Annotated in this window: 26 protein-coding genes and 2 tRNA genes; 9 read left to right on the top strand and 19 right to left on the bottom strand. The window is 63.8% G+C overall.

Annotated elements, in window-relative coordinates; translation table 11 throughout:
• Positions 1 to 67: 67 nt before the first annotated feature.
• The 8 genes from GJ695_RS18440 to cysS form a co-directional block, all read right to left on the bottom strand.
• The gene (locus tag GJ695_RS18440) at positions 68 to 1,570 is read right to left on the bottom strand and encodes a PDDEXK-like family protein (protein WP_154367260.1); all 1,503 of its coding nucleotides are present in this window, start codon (positions 1,568 to 1,570) and stop codon (positions 68 to 70) included.
• Positions 1,571 to 1,768: 198 nt separating this feature from the next.
• Positions 1,769 to 1,861 (bottom strand) — tRNA-Ser (locus GJ695_RS18435).
• Between the two features lie 272 nt (positions 1,862 to 2,133).
• Positions 2,134 to 2,226 (bottom strand) — tRNA-Ser (locus GJ695_RS18430).
• 112 nt (positions 2,227 to 2,338) lie between these two features.
• On the bottom strand, positions 2,339 to 3,586 hold the full coding sequence (locus GJ695_RS18425) for an aspartate kinase (RefSeq protein ID WP_154357949.1): 1,248 nt from the start codon (positions 3,584 to 3,586) through the stop codon (positions 2,339 to 2,341).
• 144 nt (positions 3,587 to 3,730) lie between these two features.
• Positions 3,731 to 5,137 (bottom strand): tRNA lysidine(34) synthetase TilS, encoded by a 1,407-nt coding sequence (gene tilS / locus GJ695_RS18420; RefSeq protein WP_166455137.1) that lies wholly within the window; start codon positions 5,135 to 5,137, stop codon positions 3,731 to 3,733.
• Between the two features lie 61 nt (positions 5,138 to 5,198).
• The gene (locus tag GJ695_RS18415; protein ID WP_072786763.1) at positions 5,199 to 6,173 is read right to left on the bottom strand and encodes an acetyl-CoA carboxylase carboxyltransferase subunit alpha; all 975 of its coding nucleotides are present in this window, start codon (positions 6,171 to 6,173) and stop codon (positions 5,199 to 5,201) included.
• An 84-nt stretch (positions 6,174 to 6,257) separates the two neighbouring features.
• Positions 6,258 to 6,917 carry a DNA-3-methyladenine glycosylase family protein gene (locus GJ695_RS18410; RefSeq protein WP_154357983.1) on the bottom strand — a complete coding sequence of 220 codons (660 nt, stop codon included), beginning with the start codon at positions 6,915 to 6,917 and terminating at the stop codon, positions 6,258 to 6,260.
• Between the two features lie 2 nt (positions 6,918 to 6,919).
• On the bottom strand, positions 6,920 to 8,308 hold the full coding sequence (gene cysS / locus GJ695_RS18405; RefSeq protein ID WP_154367256.1) for a cysteine--tRNA ligase: 1,389 nt from the start codon (positions 8,306 to 8,308) through the stop codon (positions 6,920 to 6,922).
• A 223-nt stretch (positions 8,309 to 8,531) separates the two neighbouring features.
• Here cysS and GJ695_RS18400 point away from each other — a divergent pair, with 223 nt between their 5' ends.
• From GJ695_RS18400 to GJ695_RS18390, 3 genes are read left to right on the top strand one after another with little or no spacing between them, the layout of a single operon-like run.
• A complete protein-coding gene (locus GJ695_RS18400) occupies positions 8,532 to 9,113 on the top strand; it encodes a peptidylprolyl isomerase (RefSeq protein ID WP_154367254.1) in 582 nt (193 codons plus the stop codon).
• Positions 9,114 to 9,158: 45 nt separating this feature from the next.
• A complete protein-coding gene (locus GJ695_RS18395) occupies positions 9,159 to 9,653 on the top strand; it encodes a peptidylprolyl isomerase (protein ID WP_154367252.1) in 495 nt (164 codons plus the stop codon).
• Positions 9,654 to 9,656: 3 nt separating this feature from the next.
• Positions 9,657 to 10,409: a UDP-2,3-diacylglucosamine diphosphatase gene (locus GJ695_RS18390; RefSeq protein WP_154367250.1), complete on the top strand. Its 753-nt coding sequence runs from the start codon at positions 9,657 to 9,659 to the stop codon at positions 10,407 to 10,409.
• 84 nt (positions 10,410 to 10,493) lie between these two features.
• On the opposite strand, the gene GJ695_RS18385 is transcribed toward GJ695_RS18390, so the two are convergent.
• The 3 genes from GJ695_RS18385 to GJ695_RS18375 form a co-directional block, all read right to left on the bottom strand.
• A complete protein-coding gene (locus GJ695_RS18385; protein ID WP_154367248.1) occupies positions 10,494 to 11,246 on the bottom strand; it encodes a tetratricopeptide repeat protein in 753 nt (250 codons plus the stop codon).
• A 54-nt stretch (positions 11,247 to 11,300) separates the two neighbouring features.
• A complete protein-coding gene (locus GJ695_RS18380) occupies positions 11,301 to 11,810 on the bottom strand; it encodes a DUF6622 family protein (protein ID WP_154367246.1) in 510 nt (169 codons plus the stop codon).
• 128 nt (positions 11,811 to 11,938) lie between these two features.
• Positions 11,939 to 12,496: a YceB family lipoprotein gene (locus GJ695_RS18375; RefSeq protein ID WP_154367244.1), complete on the bottom strand. Its 558-nt coding sequence runs from the start codon at positions 12,494 to 12,496 to the stop codon at positions 11,939 to 11,941.
• Between the two features lie 37 nt (positions 12,497 to 12,533).
• Between GJ695_RS18375 and GJ695_RS18370 the strand changes: the two genes are divergently transcribed.
• Positions 12,534 to 13,247 (top strand): DUF72 domain-containing protein, encoded by a 714-nt coding sequence (locus tag GJ695_RS18370; protein ID WP_154367242.1) that lies wholly within the window; start codon positions 12,534 to 12,536, stop codon positions 13,245 to 13,247.
• 2 nt (positions 13,248 to 13,249) lie between these two features.
• Here the strand turns inward: GJ695_RS18370 and GJ695_RS18365 are convergent, their stop codons facing one another.
• From GJ695_RS18365 to GJ695_RS18340, 6 genes are read right to left on the bottom strand one after another with little or no spacing between them, the layout of a single operon-like run.
• Positions 13,250 to 15,136: a hybrid sensor histidine kinase/response regulator gene (locus GJ695_RS18365; RefSeq protein ID WP_229260437.1), complete on the bottom strand. Its 1,887-nt coding sequence runs from the start codon at positions 15,134 to 15,136 to the stop codon at positions 13,250 to 13,252.
• A gap of 10 nt (positions 15,137 to 15,146) precedes the next feature.
• Positions 15,147 to 16,484 carry an ATP-binding protein gene (locus GJ695_RS18360; RefSeq protein ID WP_154367238.1) on the bottom strand — a complete coding sequence of 446 codons (1,338 nt, stop codon included), beginning with the start codon at positions 16,482 to 16,484 and terminating at the stop codon, positions 15,147 to 15,149.
• Positions 16,481 to 17,509 carry an ATP-binding SpoIIE family protein phosphatase gene (locus tag GJ695_RS18355; RefSeq protein WP_154367236.1) on the bottom strand — a complete coding sequence of 343 codons (1,029 nt, stop codon included), beginning with the start codon at positions 17,507 to 17,509 and terminating at the stop codon, positions 16,481 to 16,483. Before GJ695_RS18355 ends, GJ695_RS18360 begins: the two co-directional genes overlap by 4 nt.
• Complete coding sequence (locus GJ695_RS18350; protein ID WP_154357963.1) at positions 17,497 to 17,964, bottom strand: anti-sigma regulatory factor; 468 nt, start codon at positions 17,962 to 17,964, stop codon at positions 17,497 to 17,499. Before GJ695_RS18350 ends, GJ695_RS18355 begins: the two co-directional genes overlap by 13 nt.
• Entirely contained in the window at positions 17,964 to 18,320 is a 357-nt protein-coding gene (locus tag GJ695_RS18345; protein ID WP_154367234.1) for an STAS domain-containing protein, read from the bottom strand. Before GJ695_RS18345 ends, GJ695_RS18350 begins: the two co-directional genes overlap by 1 nt.
• A gap of 7 nt (positions 18,321 to 18,327) precedes the next feature.
• On the bottom strand, positions 18,328 to 19,179 hold the full coding sequence (locus GJ695_RS18340) for an STAS domain-containing protein (protein WP_154367232.1): 852 nt from the start codon (positions 19,177 to 19,179) through the stop codon (positions 18,328 to 18,330).
• Positions 19,180 to 19,352: 173 nt separating this feature from the next.
• On the opposite strand from GJ695_RS18340, the gene GJ695_RS18335 reads away from it, so the two are divergent.
• The 5 genes from GJ695_RS18335 to GJ695_RS18315 are packed head-to-tail and all read left to right on the top strand — an operon-like array spanning position 19,353 to position 22,768.
• A complete protein-coding gene (locus tag GJ695_RS18335; protein WP_154357966.1) occupies positions 19,353 to 19,709 on the top strand; it encodes a GntR family transcriptional regulator in 357 nt (118 codons plus the stop codon).
• Positions 19,706 to 20,563, top strand: coding sequence for an ABC transporter ATP-binding protein (locus tag GJ695_RS18330; protein WP_154367229.1), 858 nt, complete (start codon positions 19,706 to 19,708; stop codon positions 20,561 to 20,563). The genes GJ695_RS18335 and GJ695_RS18330 overlap by 4 nt, the downstream gene beginning before the upstream one ends.
• Entirely contained in the window at positions 20,560 to 21,507 is a 948-nt protein-coding gene (locus GJ695_RS18325; protein ID WP_154367228.1) for a hypothetical protein, read from the top strand. The genes GJ695_RS18330 and GJ695_RS18325 overlap by 4 nt, the downstream gene beginning before the upstream one ends.
• The gene (locus tag GJ695_RS18320; protein ID WP_371866562.1) at positions 21,494 to 22,234 is read left to right on the top strand and encodes a hypothetical protein; all 741 of its coding nucleotides are present in this window, start codon (positions 21,494 to 21,496) and stop codon (positions 22,232 to 22,234) included. Before GJ695_RS18325 ends, GJ695_RS18320 begins: the two co-directional genes overlap by 14 nt.
• 42 nt (positions 22,235 to 22,276) lie before the next feature.
• A complete protein-coding gene (locus GJ695_RS18315; RefSeq protein ID WP_154367226.1) occupies positions 22,277 to 22,768 on the top strand; it encodes a TlpA family protein disulfide reductase in 492 nt (163 codons plus the stop codon).
• 3 nt (positions 22,769 to 22,771) lie between these two features.
• Here GJ695_RS18315 and GJ695_RS18310 read toward each other — a convergent pair whose 3' ends face one another.
• Complete coding sequence (locus tag GJ695_RS18310; protein WP_154367224.1) at positions 22,772 to 23,407, bottom strand: hypothetical protein; 636 nt, start codon at positions 23,405 to 23,407, stop codon at positions 22,772 to 22,774.
• Positions 23,408 to 23,429: 22 nt separating this feature from the next.
• On the bottom strand, positions 23,430 to 24,026 hold a 597-nt coding region (locus tag GJ695_RS18305; RefSeq protein WP_154367222.1), incomplete at its 5' end, for a tetratricopeptide repeat protein.

Raw genomic sequence — 24,026 nt, 5'->3', positions numbered from 1 at the left:
ACAAATCACGTCGCATCCCGGCGACGCCTGTATCGATACTTGTCATATCGCGCAGGCAAGGCGCCAGTCATCGTTTTGCGCGATGCGCTACCCAATCCTCCCAAAAATCCGCCTGGTGTGCGCCTGGCAGGCGCTCCAGAAGGTCAGTGTGTTCATTGACCGCCTTCCAGAATGTGGCGATTTTCTCGTCCGCGCCATCGTTGAGGACCAGTTCAGCGTCGCGCACCTCCCATCCGAGCGACAGAGTATAGAGCTTGAGCGTATTGAGCTCCCCCTCGATGAAGTCCGCAAGGTAGGGTTCCTTGGGCCTGGTGTATTCCGATCCATGACTTTCTTTTACTGCCAGAAGTCGCCTGACCAGTTCAGTCTGCAGCTGCTGATTGCCGGCGCCGGGCAACAAGAGCTTGATTTCGATGTCTTTCCTGTGACGCCGCAAGGCCACGTGGTAGAACATCAGGGCGTGCAGCGGCGTTTGCTGGCCACCGCTCGTGACCTGCCAGTCCATCCACACTCCGGGAACAAAACGGATGGTCGCCTTGTTCGCCCCCTCCCCGCTCAGGTAGCTCACCTGCATATGACCCGGCGCTTGCGCGATCATGCGCTGAACAACGCTGGCGGTGAAGCTGGCTTCGGGCGAACGCACACTGCGGATCAAGATATCGAGCACGTCGCGGCATTCCCAATACTGCCTTGCCCAGCTCGGCGAGGTCGACCAGGGGAAAATAGGGAAACGGTGGTTTTCCCGCCGTAGCAGGTCCTCTTTCAGCGCCACCAGCGTGCCGTAATGCCTGTCTGCCAGCACCTGCACGGTGTCGGCGACACCGTGCAGGGCGTCGGCAAGCCGCTCGAGCATCACCATGTAGTGATGCAGGAATTCACAAAGCGCCCGCTCGTCCGATGGGCAGCGCGCCAGGGCCTGCTCCGGCGACGAACCATATTTCCCCAGCAAGGCGGACTTCAGTGCCTTGGCCACCTGATCGCCCCACTGTATGCCGCGCCATTCCAGATTTTTCCCGAGAACATCAGGTTCCGGGTGGACAGTCAGGTAAAAGCAGTACAGTTTCTTGTGCCCAGAGAATCGCTGATCCAGGTAGCTGCGATAGTCATGAAGCTGCGCTTCCCCTTCTTTGCTGTCGATTTTTGCTTCAATCGCCACCGCCCAGGTTTCACTCTCGATCAAGACATCGAGCTCGCCATTGACCCGGGGCCGCGCCCTTGGCGCCTCCTCGTCGTCCAGGATCACCTGGGAAAGGAGCTGCTCACCGCCCAATCGCAGTTCCGGTTGCACCGCGACGCGGCCCATGAGTGCTGTCTGGTCGCTGATCAGCAGATCGGGCATGGTGCCGTCGCCGCCTATCTCCGTCAAAAATGAGCGAAGAAACGAATCGCCCAGGCCGTGTGTCTGCTGCGGATCGAGCAGCCAGGAGAGCGTGGTCGTATGTCGCAGTTCCTGACGCTCCACTTTCAACACCTTGAACGGATCAAACTTGTAGCGCTGTTCGCGCAACGCGCGGAAGTCAGGCTCGTTGCACAGACATGCCAGATCTTTTTCCAGGTCCTTCTCGTTCATTTTTCGCCCTATTTTGATATAAATTTTATAGCGATTCTCTCGCTAAATAAGGATGAATGGTTCGAAGCAAACCATATATCGATATGATTTTTAGATCAATATACCAAACATGGGGACTTGGCACAAATCATGCCGCCGGACGCAGAACATAGGAGGCCGAGAAATGAAAAAACCCGCACGAAGCGGGTTTTAGTGTTTTGGCGGAGACGGTGGGATTCGAACCCACGATACAGGTATAAGCCGTATGCATCCTTAGCAGGGATGTGCCTTCGGCCACTCGGCCACGTCTCCTAGTCGATTACTCAACTATGTCGTTTCTACATGTGTAGATCAGACGAGCGCAATATTATAGGGTGGTGTGCGTTTGGTCAAGGTTGGCGGTGTGGTGACGCGGGCGTCGCGCGCCCCCGGCGCGCGGAGCTGGCGCACAGCGCCAGCAGTTGGGCGATTCGGAGAGGGCTGGGCCCGCACGGCCCAGCCTTTCGAACCGGCCGCCTTGGCGCACCGGCTCCGTCCGGCGCAAACAAAAAAGCCTCCCGCAGGGGAGGCTTTTTTGTTTGTTCTGGCGGAGACGGTGGGATTCGAACCCACGATACAGGTATAAGCCGTATGCATCCTTAGCAGGGATGTGCCTTCGGCCACTCGGCCACGTCTCCTAGTCGATTGCTCAACTATGTCTTTTCCAACAAACCGCGCTGGAGCAGACGACCGTCATAGTATAGACCACGACCCGTTTGGTCAAGGCAACTTGACGGTTTTTTGAGAAAATTATGCCTTTTCCAGCTCGAACGCTTTGTGCAGCGCGCGCACGGCCAGTTCCATGTATTTTTCGTCGATCAGCACGGAAATTTTGATTTCCGAGGTCGAGATCATCATGATGTTGATGCCCTCTTCCGACAGCGTGCGGAACATCTGCGAGGCCACGCCCACGTGCGAGCGCATGCCCACGCCCACCACCGAGATTTTCGACACTTTGGCGTCGCCGGTGATGCTGGCAGCGCCCAGTTGTTCCTTGGTGCTGTTGAGCACGTCGATCGCGCGCACGTAGTCGTTGCGCGACACGGTGAAGGTGAAGTCGGTTTTACCGTCGACCGACTGATTCTGTATGATCATGTCGACTTCGATGTTGGCGTCGGCCACCGGGCCCAGGATGTGGTAGGCCACGCCCGGACGGTCCGGCACGCCCAGCACGGTGATTTTGGCTTCATCGCGGTTAAAGGCGATACCGGAGATGACTGCTTGTTCCATGTTTTTATCTTCCTCAAACGAAATCAGGGTGCCCGAGTTGGCTTCCACTTCCAGGTCCAGCATCGGGTCGGTCAGCGACGACAGCACGCGGGTCGGCACGCGGTAGTTGCCGGCAAATTCCACCGAACGGGTCTGCAGCACTTTCGAGCCCAGCGACGCCAGTTCCAGCATTTCTTCAAACGTGATCGCCTTCAGCCGGCGCGCTTCCGACACCACGCGCGGGTCGGTGGTGTAGACGCCGTCAACGTCGGTGAAGATCAGGCATTCGTCGGCCTTCATCGCGGCGGCGATCGCCACGGCGGAAGTGTCCGAACCGCCACGGCCCAAGGTCGAGATGTTGCCACCCTCGTCCACGCCCTGGAAACCGGTGATGATGACGATCTTGCCATCGTCCAGGTCGCGGTTGACCTTTTCGTTGTCGATCGACTGGATGCGGGCCTTGGTGAATGCGGAATCGGTTTTAATCGCGACTTGCCAGCCGGCGTAGGACACGGCTTTCTTGCCAATCGCCAGCAGCGCCATCGACAGCAGGCCGACCGAGACCTGCTCGCCGGTCGAGGCGATCATGTCCAGTTCGCGCGGGTCCGGCTGGGCCTGGATTTCCTTGGCCAGGGCGATCAGGCGGTTGGTTTCGCCCGACATTGCCGACGGCACGACCACGATGCGGTGCCCGGCGTCATGCCACTTGGCGACGCGCCGCGCGACGTTCTTGATACGATCCGTCGAACCCATCGACGTACCGCCATATTTGTGCACGATTAAAGCCATAACAGAGAGTTTTCCGCTCAAATAAAGGTAAATGGAACCCTAAACTCTACCTGCCGCAGTGCAAAATAACAAGTCAAAAAACTCATAATCTCATACTGAATAGACATATCTACATACAAAATTCGGCAGATAGGGGGTTAATGTCTATACAGCTTGCCAGCGCAGACGCACCCGCCCTGCTCCCGCGCCGACATGCTGGCAGTCCATGCCGATGCCGGCGGCGAACAGCAGGTCTTTTGCATTTTTGACCACCGGCAGGCGGCCACGCTCCCAGGCCGGGATGTTAAGCGCCTGGTAGTGGTATTTGACCGGGCGCGTGGAGCGGTTCGGCGCCAGCTTCAGGCGTTCGCCGCCACGGCGGAACTCGATCAGCAGCGGCTGGCTGCGCAGCCAGGCGGGATCAAAGCCTTCGTCGGCCGGCTCGAAGTGCAGCACGCCGCCGTAGGCCGGGAAGGACAGCTCGGCTTCGCCGTTCCAGATGAAGTTGGTGCCGGGCTTGTCGTCGAACTGGTCTTCGCGTTCGCCTTCCAGTTCTTCCAGCTTCGGCGTCAGGTGCAGGCGGTCGCGGTAGCGGCGCACGTGGCAGTCTGGATGCGTGACCAGCAGCTGTGCATCGTATTTGGCTTCCAGCAGCTGGGTCAGCATTTCGGACAGCCAGGCGGTGCTCGGCATGCTGTAGCCGCGCGTGGCAAACCAGTGGCGCAGCAGATTGTAGCTGCGGTCCTGGCTCAGTGCGCGCAGCTTGCTGATGTCCAGGGTGTCGCCGTCCAGCGCGGCGGCCAGATCCTGCTCGGCCAGCTCGGTCAGCAGACGGGTGGCCGATTGCGCGTGCTGGGCGCTGCGCGCGAAGCGCTCCTGGAAGCCGGGAAAATGCGCTTCCAGCGCCGGCATCACGGTGTGGCGCAGCGCGTTGCGGGCGTAGCGTGGGTCGTCGTTGGATTCGTCGTGAATGTGGCTGATGTTGTGCTGCGCGACATAGGCCTCCAGCTGCTTGCGCGAGGCCGGCAGCAGCGGACGGGCCATCACCAGCGTGGCGTTGTTCAGCAGGTCGGGCGCGGCGTTGGCGGCGTCCATGCCGGACAGGCCGGCCGGACCGGAGCCGCGCAGCAGTTGCAACAGCACCGTTTCGGCCTGGTCGTCGAGGTGGTGGGCGGTCAGCAGCAGGTTGACCTGGTGTTCGTGGCACAGCGTGCCCAGCGCGGCGTAGCGGGCTTTGCGGGCGGCCGCTTCGGTGCCGGACTTTTTCTGGTCTTGCAGCTGGATGCGGCGCGCTTCGAAGGTGACTCCCAGGGTGGCGCAGGCTTGTTCGCAGTGGGCCAGCCAGGCGTCGGCGTTGGGGCTGAGGCCGTGGTGGACGTGGAAGGCGTACAGCGCCACGCCGTGCGCCTGCGCGTAGGCGTGGGCCAGGTGCAGCAGGGCCGACGAGTCCAGGCCGCCGCTGAGGGCGACGGCGATGCGCCGGGCCGCGCCCTCGCCCGCGCCGCTCTGGGCGCGCGCGGCGCCGACAGCTTGTTCAAAGGTTGAGGTAAGGGTTGGCTTCTGCTGCTTCACTGTCTGCTCCAAATGCAAACCGGGGGCACAAGCCCCCGGTCGGTGTTCACGTCGCGCGGAATTATTCTTGCGGCGTGGTTTCCTTGAACTTACCGTAGCTCATCAGCTTCTCGTGACGGGCTTCCAGCAGGTCTTTGGTTTTCATGCCGTGGAACTGACGCAGCGAGTCGGCCAGCGCGCGTTTCAGCAGCGTTGCCATCTGTTTCGGATCGCGGTGCGCGCCGCCCAGCGGTTCGCTGACGATCTTGTCGATCAGGCCAATGGCTTTCAGGCGGTGTGCGGTCAGGCCCAGCGCTTCGGCCGCATCGGCGGCGCGCTCGGAGGTCTTCCACAGGATCGAGGCGCAACCTTCCGGCGAGATCACCGAGTAGGTCGCGTATTGCAGCATGATGACCTGGTCAGCCACGGCAATCGCCAGCGCGCCGCCGGAGCCGCCTTCGCCGATGATGGTGGCGATCAGCGGCACTTTCAGTTCCGCCATCACGTACAGGTTGTGGCCGATCGCTTCCGACTGGCCGCGCTCTTCCGCGTCAATGCCCGGGAACGCACCCGGGGTGTCGACGAAGGTGAACACCGGAATACCGAACTTCTCGGCCAGCTTCATCAGGCGCATGGCCTTGCGGTAGCCTTCCGGCTTCGGCATGCCGAAGTTGCGCATGGCGCGCTCTTTGGTGTCGCGGCCCTTCTGGTGGCCGATGACCATGCAGGCCTGGCCATTGAAGCGCGCCAGGCCGCCGACCACCGACAGGTCGTCCGCATAGGTGCGGTCGCCGTGCAGTTCGTGGAAGTCGGTGAAGATTTCGTTCACGTAGTCCATGGTGTATGGACGTTGCGGGTGACGCGCGATCTGCGAGACCTGCCATGGCGTCAGCTTGGCGTAGATGTCCTTGGTCAGTTGCTGGCTCTTTTTGGCCAGACGGTCGATCTCCTCAGAGATATCGACTGCCGAATCGTCCTGGACGAAGCGCAATTCTTCGATCTTGCCGTCGAGTTCAGCAATCGGTTGCTCAAAATTGAGGAAAGTCGTTTTGGTCATTGTACCTCCGTGTTTATTCTCGGCTGCGGCTCAGTTGGCTCCTTGTGACGGACACAAAAAGGCCTCGCGCAGCGATTAGAGTATCTATTCTACAGCAACCGGATCCAAACTACGCCATAAGTACCAGGTGGCTACCGTCCGGTAAGGCTCCCAATTGGCGGAAACCTCGCGCGCATCGCTGCGCGACACCGGCTCGCCGGAGAAGTAATTCTGGCTGATGCCCTGGATCAGACCGGGGTCGTCCAGCGGCAAAACATTGGGCCGCAGCAGATTAAATATCAGGAACATCTCGGCTGTCCAGCGGCCGATGCCGCGGATCTGCACCAGCTCGGCGATCACCGCCTCGTCGTCCATCTGGTCCCACTGGGCCGTATGCACGCGCTTGTTCTTGAAGTGGTCGGCCAGGTCGAGGATGTATTCGGTCTTGCGCTTGGACAGGCCGCAGGCGCTCAACTGCTCGGCGCCGGCCTTGATGATTTGCGCCGGCGTACATTTCGGGCTGATCACCAGCAATTTCTTCCAGGCGACATCGGCCACCTTGGCGGTCACCTGCTGGCCGACGATGGAACGCGCCAAGGTGGTAAACGGGTCGTGATGGCCGACCAGGTGCAGGTCGCCAAATTGCGGGATGAGCTTGTTCATGATGCGGTCCCGCTTCATGAGCTCAATCTTGGCTTGCTCCCAGTACGGCGGCACGGCCGATACCGGGCTGCCTGCGCCCTCGTTGTCCTTGGCGTTGACCATAGTTATGCGCGGCGCCAGTTGGTGGTGCCGTCAGGCTTGTCTTCGAGGACCACGCCCTGGGCCAGCAGTTCGGCGCGGATCTTGTCCGATTCAGCGAAGTTGCGGGCCTTCTTGGCTTCCGCGCGGCGCGCGATGGCGTCGACGATGCCGGCGTCATCGCCGCCCTCGCCGCCCACGGCCGCCTGCAGGAACTGCTGCGGCGTGCGGGCCAGCAGGCCGATCACGTCCGCCAGGCCCTTGAGCTGGCGCGCCAGCAGCGGCGATTTCGATTTGTTCAGCTCGCTTACGAGGTCGAACAGCACGGCCAGCGCCAGCGGCGTGTTGAAGTCGTCGTCCATCGCCTCGGCGAAACGCACGGCGTGCGCCTCCTGCCAATCCAGCGCGGCGCCGTCGCCGTCCACGCCGTCCAGCGCCGTGTACAGGCGGGTCAGCGCGACGCGGGCGTCGTCCAAGTGGGCGTCCGAATAGTTCAGCGGGCTGCGGTAGTGGGCGCGCAGGATGAAGAAGCGGATCACTTCCGCATCGTATTTCTTCAGCACGTCGCGGATGGTGAAGAAGTTGCCCAGCGATTTGGACATCTTCTCGTTATCCACGCGCACGAAACCGTTGTGCACCCAGTAGTTGACCATCTTGCGGCCGAACGCGCCTTCCGACTGCGCGATTTCGTTCTCGTGGTGCGGGAACTGCAGGTCCGCGCCACCGCCGTGGATGTCGAAATGCTCGCCCAGCAGCGCCGAGCACATGGCCGAGCACTCGATGTGCCAGCCCGGACGGCCCTTGCCCCACTTGGAATCCCACTTCACCTCTTCCGGCTCGGACTCCTTGGACGCCTTCCACAGCACGAAATCGAGCGGATCGCGCTTGCCGGTGTTGACATCGACGCGCTCGCCGGCGCGCAGGTCGTCCAGCGACTTGCCCGACAGGCGGCCGTATTGCGGGAAGTTGCGCACCGCGTAGTTGACGTCGCCGTCCTCGCCCTGGTAGGCCAGGTCTTTCGATTCCAGCGTTTCGATCAGCGCCAGCATCTGCGGCACGTATTCGGTGGCGCGCGGCACCAGCGTCGGCGGCAGGATGCCCAGCGCCGTGGTGTCTTCGTCCATGTAGCGAGTGAAGCGGCCGGTCAGCTGCGAGATGGTCTCGCCGTTTTCCACCGCGCGCTTGATGATCTTGTCGTCGATGTCCGTGATGTTGCGCGCGTAGGTGACCTCATAACCGGACGCCATCAGCCAGCGGTACATGACGTCGAACGCCATCATCATGCGGGCGTGGCCGATATGGCAGTAGTCGTAGATGGTCATGCCGCAGACATACATGCGGATTTTGCCCGGCTCGACAGGTACGAAGGTCTGCTTGTCACGCGCCAGCGTGTTGTAAATCTTTAAATTGCTCATCGGACTCATGCGTTTTACTGGGTGCCTCGGACAATACAATGGCCCGGCGCGTCATCTGAAACAGCGCGCACCAGTTGTCATCGTGTGCCTGGGGGAACCTCGGGAATGTTCTTGTTTCCACCTTCTAAGGGGTAGAATGGAACAAGTATAGCATTGATAAAAACAGCATAGGCCGCATCTGCAACGGGATTTTGCCTATTCAACATCAACAAGAGGAAGACCGATGTACAAAACAGTGATGACCGCCCTCGCCGGCCTGACCCTGTCCGGCGCCGTCCTGGCCGCCGCGCCGCAGGTGGAGCTCAAGACCACCATGGGCGATATCGTGCTGGAACTGGACCATGACAAGGCGCCCAAGTCAGTCGACAACTTCCTGGCCTACGTGAAATCCGGCTATTACAAGAACACCATCTTCCACCGCGTGATCGACGGCTTCATGATCCAGGGCGGCGGCTACGACGAAAAGCTCAAGGGCAAGCCGACCAACAAGCCGATCCCGCTGGAAGCCAGCAACGGCCTGCACAACGTCAAGTACTCGCTGGCCATGGCGCGCATGGGAGATCCGAACTCGGCCACCTCGCAATGGTTCATCAACGTCGAGGACAATGCGGGGCTGGACGCGCCGGGCCCGGACGGCAGCGGCGGCTATGCCGTGTTCGGCAAAGTCATCAAGGGCCAGGAGACCGTCGACAAGATCAAGGCGGTGCTGGTGGATGACAAGGGCATGTTCCAGAACTTGCCGGTCGTGCCCGTCACCGTGAAGTCCGCGACGATTTTGAAGACACCAATCCAGCCAAAACAGTAAAATAGCGGCCTTGCCGGATTTTTTAACCTATTCAGGACTAATAAAATGACCAAAGTAATCATCAAAACCAACCTGGGCACCATGACCGCCGAACTGGACGCGGAAAAAGCGCCAAAATCGGTCGCCAACTTCCTGGCCTACATGGAAGCCGGCCACTACAACAACACCATTTTCCACCGCGTCATCGACGGTTTCATGATCCAGGGCGGCGGTTTCGAGCCAGGCATGAAGCAAAAGCCAGCCGACACCACCGTGGAAAACGAAGCCAAGAACGGCCTGAAAAACGAGCCATACACCCTGGCGATGGCCCGCACCTCGGCGCCGCACTCGGCATCGGCCCAGTTCTTCGTCAACGTGAAAAACAACTCCTTCCTGGACTACCCAGGCCAGGACGGCTGGGGTTACGCCGTGTTCGGCAAAGTGGTGGAAGGCACCGAAGTCGTGGACGCGATCAAGAAAGTCAAAACCACCCGCAGCGGCATGTTCGCTGACGTGCCGGCGGAAGACGTGATCATCGAAAGCATCGAACTGGCAGCCTAAGCAATGTCTGAAGTCTGCGCGCTGTTCATTTCCGATCTGCATTTGCAGCCTGCGCATCCCGCGACCAGTGCGGCGTTTTTCGACTTTCTGGAGCGGCATGCGCGGCACGCGCAGCAACTGTATCTGCTCGGCGATCTGTTCGAGTATTGGGCCGGCGATGACGACATCGCCGATCCCTTCCACACGCAGGTGGTCGCGGCGCTACGCGCCGTCAGCGACGCCGGCGTGGCGGTCTACTGGATCGCCGGCAACCGCGATTTCCTGGTTGGCGCCCGCTTTGCGGAAGCCGTCAACCTGACCCTGCTGCCCGAGACCTGGATTGCCGACATCGGCGGCCAGCGCGTGGTGGTGCTGCACGGCGACGCCCAGTGCACGCAAGATATCAAATACATGGAATTCCGCGCCATGGTGCGGCAGCCCGCGTGGCAGGCGCAATTCACCGCCATGCCGCTGGCGCAGCGCAAGGCCATCGTGGCCGGTTTGCGCGCCGACAGCCGCAAGGAGCAGAGCGGCAAGTCCTATGAGATTATGGACGTTACCCCCGAGGCGATTGCCGGGGTGTTTGCCGAAACTGGGGCTGATGTCATGATTCACGGCCATACGCACCGCCCCGCGCTGCATCACATCGGCGACAAACGGCGCTATGTGCTGCCGGATTGGGAGGTGGATGCGACCCCACCCCGCGGGGGCTGGATTGCCATAGACGCGCAGGGCAAGATAACACGCCATGATTTGAGTGGCGCGGTACTGCTGTAACAGCTTGCGGCACCCGTACAACCCGCACACCACTGCGGCCAGGGTCTGACCCCGTACGGGGTCAGACCCTTTCGTTTGGGGGTACTAACGATTCATCGAGGACATTGCGGTATTCAGGCGGCGCACCAGCTGCTGATTCAAATCCCGCGTATGCCGCGCCCAGCGCTCCATGGTCCGCTGCAATTCCGCATACAACTGATTCGCCCGCTCCGCATCACCCACCCCAGCCGCCCAAATTGCAAACTCGGCCTGCACCGTAAAGCTGTTATACCGACTCAACGCCAACTCAAACTCGGCCCGCGCCTCATCCTGACGGCCTGCCGCCGCCAGCGCCTGCGCCAGCAATAACGACACCTGCTCGGGACGGAACTTGTCATCGCTACCGCGAATGGTCTGCAAATGCGCCACCGCCGCTGCCGCCCTACCGCTGGCCAGCGTGGCCCGCGCCGCACCAAGACGAATTTCCAGATCACCCGAAAACGGCCCCTGCAAACACGCTTCGTAGGTGGCGGCAGCTTCCTCGGCGTTACCAGCTTCCAGCAAGGCACTGGCCAGACGCATCTGGTTCTGCGCGGTCGGCGTGAATTCGTAGGCATCGCGCGCCTCGCGCAGTTCGCGACCCGGGTCCAGCGTCCTGGCCGCTACGTTTACCGCCTTGCGGGCGCCGTGCTGCAATTTCGAATTGGGCAGGTAGACCGCGAAGAAATACACAATGCTGCCGAGGCCGGGGAACAGGAACAGAATCACCACCCAGTACAACTGCTGGCCGCTGCGGATGGCGTGGATGGCGAAGAAAATCGCCACCAGCACATGCAACCCGATACCGAAAATCGTCATGACTTGCCTCTACAATTAAACAATGGAACAGATTGTAGAAGCTCTGGCCCCGCATCACAAGGCGGCGACCGGCGCCGGCTGGCGCAGCCAGGCGGCGGCATAGCGCGCCAGGCGACCAAGGAACAGGCCGTTGAACACGCCGAACAGCAAGGTAACAGCGGTCGCAAAAACCAGGCTTTGCGCCAGTTCGGGATGCATGGCCGAGGCCACCGCCACCGTGTATTTCGTGACAAAAATACCAACCATCAGGCCCAGCGGCATCCAGCTGCCGCGCTGGCAGACGGTGCCGGCCGCGCGGTTGACCACCACTTCGCTGGTCGACAACATCCAGATCGCCGCCGCCGAAGCCGCCGCACCCAGCGCCCAGACCGCCCAGACGCCCTCGCCCAGCACGCCGCCGGTGTGCATGCCGGACAGCGCCAGCCCCACCATCACCAGTGGAATCAGCGCCACTTTTTGCAGCGTGGTTTCGCGGTCCTTGCTGGCCAGCCAGCCGCGGTACAGCAGGAAGGCCAACAGGGCCCAGACGTAGAGAGGAGTGTGGGAAACGATTTGCTGGATCATGGCGTGCTCCGTTTAAGTAGTGGTTGAACTGCGATGTAGCCACTATGCGCCCGGCCCGGGCGCGACGGATTGCCATGCGACGAAATGCGCCGGCGCGGCGCGAAATGCAGCCGGCCGGCGCGAAATTCCTACTGCGCCGGCTGCAACTTGGCCACCAGACCGCCGGGACGGGTATCGATGCCGGTCAGCACGAACTGCACGCCGGCATAGCGCAACTCTTCCGGGCGGAAGGTATGCAACGGCACATCGCGGATCAGCTTGTCGCTGAGCAGATTGGCCACGCTGGCCAATTGCGCCTGCTTGCCCTCGTCCATGTTGTCGACGATGAAACGGTCGACATGGGCGTCGGCGATATAAATGGCGTTGTTCACGCTATCCACCCGCATGCGGCCGGACACCAGCATGCTGCCATGCCAGGACTGGCGCGCCAGCAGCGGCGTCACGCCCAGATCCACGGTCAGCGCCACGCGGTCGTTCTCCGGCATCACCGCCAGCCGTGGATGGCTCAGTTCGACCTCGAACACGCCCAGCGCGCGCTGGTGCAGCGGGAACTTGCGGTCCAGGCTGGCTTGCAGACGCTCCTGCGGCAGCACCACTTCGCGCGGGCCGATCAGGCTGGCGCAGGCGGCCACCAGGCCGGCCAGCATGAGTGGCGCGGCGATTTTGGCGTAGCGTTTAAGATCCATTGCAACATCCTTCAAAAATACGGAACCTGCGCATTATATGACTCTGACGCGATTGGGTTGTGCCGGTTGGAGTATCAGCCGCGACGCCGCGCCGTCTTTTGACGGCGCGGGCAGCCATCTGGAACGCTACGCCGCCGTGCTGAACGCGGTGGAAATCAACTCATCCTTCTACCGCCCGCACCAGCCGCAGACCTACGCGCGCTGGGCCGACAGCGTGCCGGACCATTTCAGCTTCTCGGTCAAGCTGCCGAAAACCATCACGCACGAGCGGCGCCTGAAGGATGTCGCCGCCCTGCTCGACCGGTTCGCCGCCGAGGCCGGCGCGCTGGGCAGCAAGCTGGGCTGCGTGCTGGTGCAGCTGCCGCCCAGCCTGGCGCTGGATGCGACCGTGGCGGATGACTTCCTGCACCAACTGCGCGGCCGTTTCGATGGCATGCTGGCCTGCGAGGCGCGCCACGGCAGCTGGTTCGGCGACGACGCCAGCGCCCTGCTGCAACGCCACCGCATCACGCGCGTGATCGCCGATCCGCCGGCCGGCCAGCCGGGGCCGTATGTGGCGACCACGGATGACGCCTACGTGCGCCTGCACGGCAGTCCGCGCATCTACTATTCGTCCTATGATGAAGATTACCTGGCCGGCGTGGCGGCGTGGCTGCAAGACCGCAACGGCTGGTGCATCTTCGACAACACCGCCTCCGGCGCCGCCATCCTCAACGCCTTGCAGCTGAAACTGCTGCAAGGCGCGGGCTGACGTCAGGCCACCGGCCGCAGCGCCTGCTCCAGGTCGTCGAAGTTGGCCGGCTTGACCAGGTGGAAGTCGAAACCGGCGGCGCGGGTGCGCTCGCGGTCCTGGTCGGAACCGTAGCCGGTGTGGGCGATCAGCCGCGTGTGCGCAAACGCCGGCTCGGCGCGCAGCATGCGCGCCAGCGTGTAGCCGTCGGTGCCCGGCAGGCCCAGGTCCAGCACGATGGTCTGCGGCAGTTGCGCGCGCGCCAGCACCAGCGCATCCTCGGCGTTGTGCGCCGTGTGCACCTCGTGCCCCATCAGCGTCAGCAGCTCGGCCATCACGCCCACCGAGTCGATATTGTCGTCGACCAGCAGCAGGCGTTGCGCGCCCAGCAGCGGCGCCGCTTCCGCCACCACCGGCGTCACCAGCGCCGGCTGCTGCAAAGGGAACTCGATGATGAAGGTGCTGCCCTGGCCGATGCCGTCGCTGCGCACCTGCACCGTGCCGCCGTGCATCTCCACCAGCTTGGACACCAGCGACAGGCCGATGCCCAGCCCGTCGTGCACGCGGTCGCGGGTCGAGGCGCCCTGCGCGAACATGTCGAAAATCCGCGCCAGGTTGTACGAGGTGATGCCGATGCCGTTATCGGTCACCGCGATGCGGATGCGCTCCGGCTGCGGCAGCGTGGCGCGGACGGCAATCCGGCCGCCGGGATCGGTGAACTTGGCGGCGTTGTGCAGCAGGTTGCCGATGATCTGCGACAGCCGCACCGGATCGCCGTGCAGCCACACCGGCTGCGGCGGCAGGTCCACCGTCAGCACGTGCCCGCGCGCCTCGAACAGCGCCTTGACCGTCTCGATGGCCGGATCGACCACCGCATGCAATTCCACATCCTGCTGGCGCAAGGTCAGCTTGCCCTGCGAGATGCGCGCCACGTCCAGCAGGTCGTCCACCAGGTGCGTCAGATGGTCGACCTGGCGCAGGATCACGTCGCGGGCGCGCTGGTGCACTTCCGGCTGCGTCGCCGGCACCGTGTTCATCAGCGTCACGGCGCTGCGGATCGGACTCAGCGGATTGCGCAGTTCGTGCGCCAGCGTGGCCAAGAAATCGTCCTTGTGTTCGTCCGCCTGGCGCAGCAGACCTTCCATGTTCTTGCGCTCGCTGATATCGCTGGTGATGCGGGCGATGCGGTACGGCCGCTGCTGGTCGTCGCGCACCAGGAAGGCGCGGTCGCGCACCCAGCGGATGGCCTCGTCCTGCCCCAGCCGGAACTCCTGGTCGTAATGGCCGCTGTTGGCAAACGCCAGCCAGTCGGCCTGCACCAGCGCGCGGTCGTCGGCGTGCACCGCCTCCAGCCAGTCGTCCGGCGACTGCTGCAACTGCGCCAGCGGGCGGCCGAACAGGCGTTCGTAGGCCGGGCTGGCGTACAGCAGCTGGTGGTCGGCCACGCCGAACATCCAGAACACGTCCTCGATGTTTTCGGTCAGCTGGCGGAAGCGTTCCTCGCTGTTGCGCAGGTCCATCTGCGTGCGTTGCAGGCGCAGCAGCGCGTTGACGTTGGCGATCAGTTCATCGGCCTCGATCGGCGCGGCCAGGTAGTTGTCGGCGCCGCCGTCCAGGCCGCGGATCTTGTCGTCGCGGCCGATCAGCGCGGCCGAGGTCTGCAACACCAGCACGGTGCAGGTGGCCACGTCGGCCTTGATGCGGCGGCACACTTCGATGCCGCTGATGTCGGGCAGCTTGACGTCCAGCAGCACCAGCGCCGGCGCCTGCTTGCGCGCCATCTCCAGCGCATCGGTGCCGTTGGCGGCCTCGATCACGGCAAAGCCGGCGCTTTTCAGGATGCGCGTCTTGACGTAGCGGGCGCCGTCGTTGTCGTCGACGTTGAGGATCAGGATGGAACTGTTATCCATGACGGTATCCTTATTCATGGGGAACGGCGGGAAGCCGCAGATAGAACGTCGAACCCTGGCCCTCGGCGCTATGCACCTCGACCTCGCCGCCCAGCAGCGTGGCCAGCTTGCGGCACAGCGGCAGTCCCAGGCCGGTGCCTTTGGCGCGGCGCTGCAAGGGGTGCTCGATCTGGCTGAATTCTTCGAAAATCAATTGCTGGTTCTCCGGGCTGATGCCGATGCCGCTGTCGGTCACGGCCAGGGTGATGCGGCCCTCGGCTTCATCCACCAACTCCACCACCACCTGGCCCTGCTCGGTGAACTTGAGCGCGTTGGAGATGAAGTTGCGCAGGATCTGCGTCACCTTGCCTTCGTCCGACACCAGCGTGGTCGGCGCCGGCTCGACAAACACCAGCTCCACCGTCGAGTGGCGCGTCAGCGGCCGCAGCATGCCTTTGAGCGCGCTGAACATCTCGCCGATGCTGATCGGCGCCATCGTTACCTCGACCTTGCCGGCCTCGATCTTGGCCAGGTCCAGCAAATCGTTGACCAGTTCCGACAGGTCGCCGGCGGCGCTGGCGATGAAGGCCACCTGGCGCTCCTGCTCCGGCGTCAGCGGGCCGTCCATGCGGTCCAGCAGCAGCTGGGTCAGCGCGCGGATGGAACTGAGCGGCGTGCGCAGCTCGTGGCTGGTATTGGACAGGAAGCGCGATTTCATTTCGTCGGCCTTGCGCAGCCGCTCGGCCTTTTCCTCGATCTCGGCGTACAGCGCCACCACGCCGCGGTTGGTGTCTTCCAGTTCGCGCGTCAGCGCCAGCAGGTCATCCTGGCGCTCGCGCAGTTCGGCCAGCGCCTGCGCCAGCTCGCGGTTCTGCTGCTCGATCTCGGTATAGGTGCTCTGCACCGGCATGGCGGCCAGCCGCGCGCCGATCTGCGTGCTCAGTTCCTGCGCCTGCACTTCCGACATCGGCGGCAGCGTCTTGTTCATCACCACGTTGAGCGAGCTGGCCGAGGCGCTGACCACACTGCAGTCGTCCATCAGGCGCTGCGCCGTCACCAGCGCCACGTCCAGCTGCGGCGGCGCGGTCTCGATCTCGATGCTGGCCGGCGGCCGCGCCGCGCCCTCGGCGCTGACGATCACGCGCAACTGCGGCGGCTTGTGCTGGGCGTTGATGGCAAACGTCGCCCGCCCGCCGGACAGGCGGCCGTAGGCGCAGCGCGCCACTTCCGACACGGCGGTGGCGATGCGCACTTGGTCCTGCACGCCGAAATTGAGCATGCCGGCGATCTGCCGCGCACGCTGCCGTACCGCCACCACATCCGGTGCGCTGTCGATGCCGACCTGCAGAATGCGAACGAAGGGCATCATGCGCTCCCCGGCATGGCGGCCACCAGCACGCTGGCGTCGTCGCGGCCACGGCTGTGGTCACGCAGCAACACCGCCGCGATAATCGCCGGCGTGCGCGCTTCCAGCCCCGGATAGTGGGCCAGATCCCACTGGGTGGTGATGCCGTCGCTGGCCAGGATCACCAGCGCACCGGCCGGGCATGGAAAGCTCAGTTCCTGCACCGTGCGCATATTGTGGCCGACGATGCCGTTGTGCGACATCAGGTGGCGTCGCGCGCCATCCGCATACACGCTGGCGCTGACATTGCCGATGCCGGCAAACGTCAGTTGCTGCTGGGACGGGTCGAGCATGGCGATGGCCAGCGCCGCGCCGCGCGTCGGCCGCAGCGCTTCGTGGCAGGAGGCGATCAGCCGTTGCGGGCCGGACGCCGGCGTCGCCGACAAGGTCTCCAGTGCGGCGGCGGCGGCCTTGGCGGCTTGCTCGCCGTGGCCCAGGCCGTCGGCCAGCATCAGCGTGACGCGGCCCGCCTGGCGCGCCACGGCCCAGGCGTCGCCGCTCTCGGTTTCGCCGGCCAGCGGCAGGCAGACGCCGCCACTGGCAAATTCCTCCTGTTTGGCCGGCGGCGCGGTGCGCCACAGGCGCGCGAACAACACCGTGCCTTTGCCGGACGGCGCGTACACGTCGAACTGGTCGGCCAGGCGGCGGATCGCGCCCAGCCCGGTGCCGGCGGTGCCGGCGCTGGACACGCCGTCGGTCATCGCCTGTGTCAGGTTGCCGATGCCGGGGCCGTCGTCGATGGCCAGCACTTCGATGCAGGCCTGGTCCGCGTGGTTGACGATGGACGCCAGCAGGCGCCCCTCGCCGGCATGCTTGAGGATGTTGGTGGCGGCTTCGGTGATGATGAGGGCCAGCTGTCCGCTGCGCGTCTCGTCCATCTCCAGCTGCGTTGCCAGCAGTTGACCGCTGCGGCGGGCGGCGCCGACGTCGCTCGCATGGCTGATGCTGATCCATGCGGCGGGGTCGAGCGAACTGCTTAGATTTTCCATTTAATAATCGCTACCGCTGCGCCCTCGCCGGGGCGTGAGTCTATATTGAATTCGTCGACCAGGCGCTTGGTGCCGCCCAGTCCCAGTCCCAGCCCGCCACCGCTGGTGTAACCATCGCGCAAGGCCAGCTCGATATCCTCGATGCCGGGACCGGTGTCGGCAAACACCAGCCGCAATCCCTTGCGCAGGCCGTCGCGCAGCCGTTCCAGCACCACCACGCCGCCACCGCCGTACTTGATGGTGTTGCGCGCCAGTTCGCTGGCGGCGGTCACCAGCTTGGTCTGGTCGACCAGGCTCAGCTTCATGTCGATGGCGTGCTCGCGTACCGCCTTGCGCACGGCCACCACGTGTTCGTCGGTCTCCAGCGGCAAAACTTGATGCAGGTCGGCGCGGTCAACATAGCTGTTCACCAGGGGCGAGCGGTAGCGGCTGACATCCACGGTTGCGGTGTTCATCACTCGTAGCTCTTCCCTAGCAGCTTCATGCCTTTCTCGACATTCAGCGCGGTTTTCACGCCGGGCAAGGTCAAGCCCAGTTCCACCAGCGTGATCGCCACCGCCGGCTGCATGCCGACCAGCACCGTCTGGGCGTCGAGCACGCGCGCCATGGCGGCGGTGTTGCTGATCATGCGGCCGATAAACGAATCCACCAGGTCCAGCGCGGAAATGTCGATCAGCACGCCCTTGGCGCGGTCGCGCACGATGCGCTCGGTCAGGTCGTCCTGCAGCGTCATGGCCAGGCGGTCGTGCATGTCGACCTGGATGGTCACCAGCAGCAGGTCGCCGATACGCAGAATAGGTATGCGTTCCATCGTGCGTTTAACCCTTGCGGCTGATGGTGGCGCCAACCCGGTCCAGCGCCACGACAAAGGCGTCGGCCAGGGTGGCCTTGGTGATCACGTCTTCCAGGTTCACGCCCAGGTGGACGATGGTCTGGGCGATCTGCGGACGGATGCCGGAAATGATGCAGTCAGCGCCCATCAGGCGCGCGGCGGCGATGGTTTTCATCAAGTGCTGCGCCACCAGGGTGTCGACGGTCGGCACGCCGGTGATGTCGATGATGGCGATGGCGGCGCCGGTTTCCACCACTTTTTCCAGCAGGCTTTCCATCACCACCTGGCTGCGCGCGCTGTCCAGCGTACCGATCAGCGGCAGCGCCAGGATGTCCTGCCACAGCTTGACCACCGGGGTCGACAGCTCCATCAGCTCGTGCTGCTGGCGCACGATAATCTGATCGCGGCTCTTCTGGAACACTTCCACCGTGTACAGGCCCAGCTGGTCGAGCAAGGTGCTGACCGCCCACGACACTTCCGCCATCACGCCAGGCTCCGCCGCCAGCTCGGTGCGCAGCAGCGTGAACAGCGGCTGCTTGAGCGAGAACACGAAGGTCGCGGTCTCGTTCGGCGTCGATCCCTGCTTGGCGCGCTGCGCCGAGATTTCGTTCAGCAGGTTGCGCACCTCGTCCCAGTTGCGGTGATTGATGTCGTCGGTGCCGCCGGTGGCGATGGCGGCCGGCAGCAGGGCCAGGAACTGGCGCGTGTGGCGCTGCACCGACGCTTCGTCACTGCGGAAGGTTTTGCTGCCGAGTTCGGCGGTCCAGGCCGCCAGAATGCTGCTTTCGTGCTGTGTGATCAGCGTGCTCAGGCGCTGAGCGATGTTATTGGCACTCATAAATCCCCTAGTGTGTTAGTTGAGGTTACTCGGTGACTATATAGCATTCCATCAATAATGAACTTGTTTCAATCGTGCGTCGGTAAAATATAAACATTGCTTGCCTTTTTGATTCCTAGTGTTATAGTTCACTACAACACCACTTCATCAACACACGTAAGGGGTAAACATGTATGTGGAATGACAACGCGCCGATCTATCGGCAGCTGAAGGACAAGGTGGTCGGCATGATGCTCGACGGCCTGCTCAAACCGGGCGACGCCCTGCCCTCGGTACGGCAGATCGCCGCCGATTATCAACTCAACCCCATCACGGTATCGCGCGCCTACCAGGAACTGGTGGACGAAACGCTGGTGGAAAAACGGAGAGGATTAGGTATGTACGTAACTGATGGCGCCCGCGACAAACTGCTGGCCAGCGAACGCGAACGTTTCCTGCGCGAAGACTGGCCGGTGATGCTGGAACGTATCCGCCGCCTGGGCCTGGACCTGGAAGCGCTGCTGAAGGCGGCGCCGGGAGGTGCGGCATGAGCGCCGTCATCACCGCCGGCGGCCTGCGCAAGCAATACGGCAAGCAGACCGCGCTGGATGGCGCCAGCTTCAGTGTCGAGGCGGGCCGCATCGTCGGCCTGATCGGCCCCAACGGCTCCGGCAAGACCACCACGCTCAAGGCCATCCTCGGCCTGACGCAGTTCCAGGGCGAACTGTCGGTGCTCGGCATGGACCCGCGCACCCAGCGCGAGGCGCTGATGAACGAAGTCTGCTTCATCGCCGACGTCGCCATCCTGCCGCGCTGGCTCAAGGTCAAGGACGCGATCGCCTTTGTCGAAGGCGTGCACCCGCGCTTCAACCGCGCCAAGGCCGAGCAGTACATCGCCAACACCAAGCTGACGCCGGACATGAAGGTCAAGGCCATGTCCAAGGGTATGGTGGTGCAGCTGCACCTGGCGCTGGTGATGGCGATCGACGCCAGGCTGCTGGTGCTGGACGAGCCGACGCTGGGCCTGGACATCCTGTACCGCAAGCAGTTCTACCAGAACCTGCTGGAAGACTACTTCGACGAGAACAAGACCATCCTGATCACCACCCACCAGATCGAGGAAGTCGAGCACATCCTCACTGACCTGCTGTTCATCGAAAACGGCAGGATCGCGCTGGCCGCCAGCATGGACGAGGTGGGCGAGCGCTTCACCGAGGTGATGGTCGAGCCGCAATTCGTCGCCGCCGCCAACGCCTTGCAGCCGGTCAGCCAGCGCACCGTGTTCGGCAAGCCGGTGATGCTGTTCGACGGCGTCCAGCGGGGCCAACTGGCCAATTTCGGCGAACTGCGCACGCCCAGCGTGGCTGACCTGTTCGTTGCGACCATGAAAGGAAGTTACGCATGAAAACCATGAAATGGCTGATCAAGCGCGAGATGTGGGAAAACAAGGGCATGCTGGTGTGGACCCCGGTGGCGATCGCCTCGGCCATCGCCCTGCTCGCGCTGAGCGCCCTGTTCCTCGGCAAGTTGGACAGCATCTTCATCGAAGGCCAGGCCATCGGCACGGTCACCATCGAAGGCGCGGTGCGCGCGCGCATCGCCGACACGCTGGCCCAGGCCTACCTCGGCGCGGGCATGCCGGTGCTGATGGTGCTGGGCCTGCTGGTGTTCTTCTACTGCCTCGGCGCGCTGCACGACGAGCGCCGCGACCGCAGCCTGCTGTTCTGGAAATCGCTGCCGGTGTCGGACGCCACCACCGTGCTGTCCAAGGTGCTGCTGGCGATGGTGGTGGCGCCGCTGATCACGATGGGCATCACCATTGTGCTGGGCCTGCTGGTGCTGGTGGTCAGCTGCGCCATCCTGCTGAACCATGGCACCAATCTGTTCGGCGCCGTGCTGGGTTCGCCGGAGTTCTACCTGGCGCCGCTGCGGCTGGTGGGCCTGCTGCCGGTGTACGTGCTGTGGGCGCTGCCGACCGTGGGCTGGCTGCTGATGGTGTCGAGCATGGCGCGTTCCAAGGTATTCCTGTGGGCGGTCGGCACGCCGGTGATCACCACGCTGCTGCTGCTGTGGGCGCAGAAGGCGCTGCACTTCGGCATCAACGCGCCCTGGTTCGCCAGCCACATCACCAACCGCATCCTGCTGGGCGTGGTGCCGGGATCGTGGTTCGCCTTCAGCCGCGACACCGTCACCCTGTCGCACGAAGGCAACGGACCGCCGCTGCCGGACGCCATCTTCAGGACTTCGTGGGAGACCCTGGCCGGACCGAGCGTGTGGGTCGGCGTCGTGGCCGGTATCGCGATGATCGCCGTCGCCGTGTACATGCGCCGTCGCCGTGAGGAAGTCTAAGCTGCGCGCTGTTCCGCTGCTGTTGCTGCTGCCGATATTGTGGCAGCCGGCGATGGCGGCGGAACCGGAGGACGATCCGGGCCCGATGGTGGTCGTCAACGGCACCCGCAGCCCGGACCTGCAGCCGTACCGCTACATGCTGTCCGGGCTGGATGCCTTCGAGGACAACCACGAGCTGGCGCCCAGGGCCACCGAAGTCCGCTTCCGCATGACGCCGCGCGGCAAGGCGCCGGCCGGTGCGCTCGACAGCCTGGCCGTGCGGCTGTCCGGCGAGAAGACCGACATCGCGCTGCCGCTGGACGCCCAGCACAGCTTTCTGCTGCCGCGCAACGAGCAGGCGGAAGACGAAAACGCCGACGTCGTGCTCAACCAGAAAAAGGACTACTACGGCTTCATGCCGCTGGTGCGCAGCCCCGGCGTGCCGGAAGGCATGCGGCGGCTGGGCGACATCCGGCTCGAGTGCCGCGTGCTGATGGCGGTGGCGAAGAACTACATCCCCTTCCTGATGCGCGCCATGATCAACACCCTGATGCTCAGCACCGACTGGTGCGGCTTCAAGGACTTCGACATGGGCGTGAAGAGCGATGTGGCGATCGCCAGCGCCACGCTGGTGGACGGCGAGGTGCGGGTGCCGCTCAAGGTCGCCAAGGACGGCAAGTCGTATTCCGCTCCCATCGGCAACAAGCGCTATTCCAACGATGCGCTGATCGAGGTGGAGTTGATGTAAGTCAAGGTTTGCAGGGGCGCAAGGTCTCTATACTTGCGCTCCATGAAAACCCTGTTCCTCCTGCTGGCGCTGGCCCTGGGCAACGCCAGCGCCGCCGATCCGGTCGCGGTCGGCGCCCCGCTGCGCCAGGCCGCGCTCGACCCGCTGGGCGGTGCGGCGCGCAACCTGTCCTCCTTCCGCGGCAAGCCGCTGCTGATCAACGTCTGGGCCAGCTGGTGCGGCCCGTGCCGCGCCGAGATGGCGTCGGTGGACCGGCTGGCGCGCCGCTATGCCGGCCAGTTCAACGTGATCGGCATCTCCACCGACGATTACCGCAACGACGCCAGCGCCTTCCTCAAAGACGCGCGCGTCAGCTTCCCGAATTTCCTCGACCACGCGCTGCAACTGGAAACCATGCTGGGCGCCGACCGCATTCCGCTGACGCTGCTGGTGGACGCCAACGGCCGCATCCTGGCGCGCCATTACGGCAGCAAGGAATGGGACAGTCCGCAGAATGCGGCGCTGGTGGCGCGCACACTGCGGATCAAGCCATAACAATCAGCCCGGCACGAAACCGTTGGCCAGCTTGATGAAACTGTCGCGGTGCGCCGCCACGGTTTTGCTCGGGCCATAGGCCTGCAAGGTGATGCGGCCCATGGTGGTCTCGACCATCGCCACCATCAGCGTCTGGCCGGTCTTGCGCTTGGCGTCCGGCAGCATGTTGGCGCCGCGCGTGTAGGCGCCTTGCAGCGTCACCAGCGTGACCTTGGTCATGCCGGTCTTGCTGGTGGTGACGGCGGGCTTGACCGGCTTGCCGGCCGCATCGGTGACCTCGGCGGTCCAGCGCTGGATGTTGGCGTCCTGCGAACCGCCGTCGCCGGCCGGGAAGAAGTACACCACCATCTCGCCGTCATCGTCGGTCTTGCCGGTGCCGCCCGGCAGGATGAACTGCGCCGCGCGCATGGCGCTGGCCGGCTGCACCGGCGTCCACGCGGCCGGCGCCGGCGACGACCAGCCGCGCACGGTCAGCTTGTCCTGCTTCGGCAACGGTTTCAGCGGCTCGGCGCTGGCGGCCTGGCCGTGCATGCCCGCGTGCGGCGAGGCCGCAGCCGGCGCCGGCGTATCTGCAGCCAACGCGCTGCCCAACATGAAACTGCTGGTAATGGCCAACACGGCCGCGATATGCATCTTCATGGTCTACCTCTCAAGTAAGAAATCAGGGGGCTTTCAGTTCCGCCTCGCGCTGTTGCGCGATGCCGATACTGTCGATGGTGTTGCGTGCGGTTTCCGAATCGGGCGGCACCAGCGGCAGGATTTTTTTCCATTGCCGGATCGCGCCGTCATATTCGCCGCGTTCGAACAGGGTGCTGCCCGACAGCGACAGGGCCTTGACGTTTTCCGGATCGATGCGCAGCGCCTGCTGCACCAGCTGTTCCGGCTCGCCCTGCATGGTCTTGCCGCGCGACATGGCCAGCACGTCGGCGAAGTCGACCAGCAGGTCGGGGTTGTCGCGGTCCAGGCTGATCAGGTGGCGATAGCTGTTGGCGGCGTCCTCGAAATTGCCCATGCTGGCGTAGGAGCGCGCCAGCATGGTCCAGCCGGCGACGTCGTTCGGCTGTTTCTTCATCTGCGCCGCCATGCCTTCCACCAGCTCGGCCAGCTCGGTCTGGCGCGCCTGCTCGGCCGAGGCCGTCATGCGGTTCGGATCAAGCGCGTCGGGCGTGCCCAGTTGCAGGTACAGCGCGGCGGCCAGCGCCGGCACCGCCAGCGTCAGCAGGCCGGCGCTGAGGCGGCGCGGCGCGCCCAGCGCGGC

The organism is Duganella alba (assembly GCF_009674495.1).
Taxonomy (GTDB): Bacteria; Pseudomonadota; Gammaproteobacteria; order Burkholderiales; family Burkholderiaceae_D; genus Rugamonas; species Rugamonas alba.
The sequence above is the reverse complement of the archived record's forward strand: the minus strand, read 5'-3'. Positions and strand labels throughout refer to the sequence as shown.

Coding starts and splice junctions, on each gene's coding strand:
- GJ695_RS18440 (WP_154367260.1), bottom strand. CDS start 1,570: ATGAACGAGAAGGACCTGGAAAAAGATCTGGCATGTCTGTGCAACGAG.
- GJ695_RS18425 (WP_154357949.1), bottom strand. CDS start 3,586: ATGGCTTTAATCGTGCACAAATATGGCGGTACGTCGATGGGTTCGACG.
- GJ695_RS18415 (WP_072786763.1), bottom strand. CDS start 6,173: ATGACCAAAACGACTTTCCTCAATTTTGAGCAACCGATTGCTGAACTC.
- GJ695_RS18410 (WP_154357983.1), bottom strand. CDS start 6,917: ATGGTCAACGCCAAGGACAACGAGGGCGCAGGCAGCCCGGTATCGGCC.
- cysS (WP_154367256.1), bottom strand. CDS start 8,308: ATGAGCAATTTAAAGATTTACAACACGCTGGCGCGTGACAAGCAGACC.
- GJ695_RS18400 (WP_154367254.1), top strand. CDS start 8,532: ATGTACAAAACAGTGATGACCGCCCTCGCCGGCCTGACCCTGTCCGGC.
- GJ695_RS18395 (WP_154367252.1), top strand. CDS start 9,159: ATGACCAAAGTAATCATCAAAACCAACCTGGGCACCATGACCGCCGAA.
- GJ695_RS18390 (WP_154367250.1), top strand. CDS start 9,657: ATGTCTGAAGTCTGCGCGCTGTTCATTTCCGATCTGCATTTGCAGCCT.
- GJ695_RS18385 (WP_154367248.1), bottom strand. CDS start 11,246: ATGACGATTTTCGGTATCGGGTTGCATGTGCTGGTGGCGATTTTCTTC.
- GJ695_RS18380 (WP_154367246.1), bottom strand. CDS start 11,810: ATGATCCAGCAAATCGTTTCCCACACTCCTCTCTACGTCTGGGCCCTG.
- GJ695_RS18375 (WP_154367244.1), bottom strand. CDS start 12,496: ATGGATCTTAAACGCTACGCCAAAATCGCCGCGCCACTCATGCTGGCC.
- GJ695_RS18370 (WP_154367242.1), top strand. CDS start 12,534: ATGACTCTGACGCGATTGGGTTGTGCCGGTTGGAGTATCAGCCGCGAC.
- GJ695_RS18365 (WP_229260437.1), bottom strand. CDS start 15,136: ATGGATAACAGTTCCATCCTGATCCTCAACGTCGACGACAACGACGGC.
- GJ695_RS18360 (WP_154367238.1), bottom strand. CDS start 16,484: ATGATGCCCTTCGTTCGCATTCTGCAGGTCGGCATCGACAGCGCACCG.
- GJ695_RS18355 (WP_154367236.1), bottom strand. CDS start 17,509: ATGGAAAATCTAAGCAGTTCGCTCGACCCCGCCGCATGGATCAGCATC.
- GJ695_RS18350 (WP_154357963.1), bottom strand. CDS start 17,964: ATGAACACCGCAACCGTGGATGTCAGCCGCTACCGCTCGCCCCTGGTG.
- GJ695_RS18345 (WP_154367234.1), bottom strand. CDS start 18,320: ATGGAACGCATACCTATTCTGCGTATCGGCGACCTGCTGCTGGTGACC.
- GJ695_RS18340 (WP_154367232.1), bottom strand. CDS start 19,179: ATGAGTGCCAATAACATCGCTCAGCGCCTGAGCACGCTGATCACACAG.
- GJ695_RS18335 (WP_154357966.1), top strand. CDS start 19,353: ATGTGGAATGACAACGCGCCGATCTATCGGCAGCTGAAGGACAAGGTG.
- GJ695_RS18330 (WP_154367229.1), top strand. CDS start 19,706: ATGAGCGCCGTCATCACCGCCGGCGGCCTGCGCAAGCAATACGGCAAG.
- GJ695_RS18325 (WP_154367228.1), top strand. CDS start 20,560: ATGAAAACCATGAAATGGCTGATCAAGCGCGAGATGTGGGAAAACAAG.
- GJ695_RS18315 (WP_154367226.1), top strand. CDS start 22,277: ATGAAAACCCTGTTCCTCCTGCTGGCGCTGGCCCTGGGCAACGCCAGC.
- GJ695_RS18310 (WP_154367224.1), bottom strand. CDS start 23,407: ATGAAGATGCATATCGCGGCCGTGTTGGCCATTACCAGCAGTTTCATG.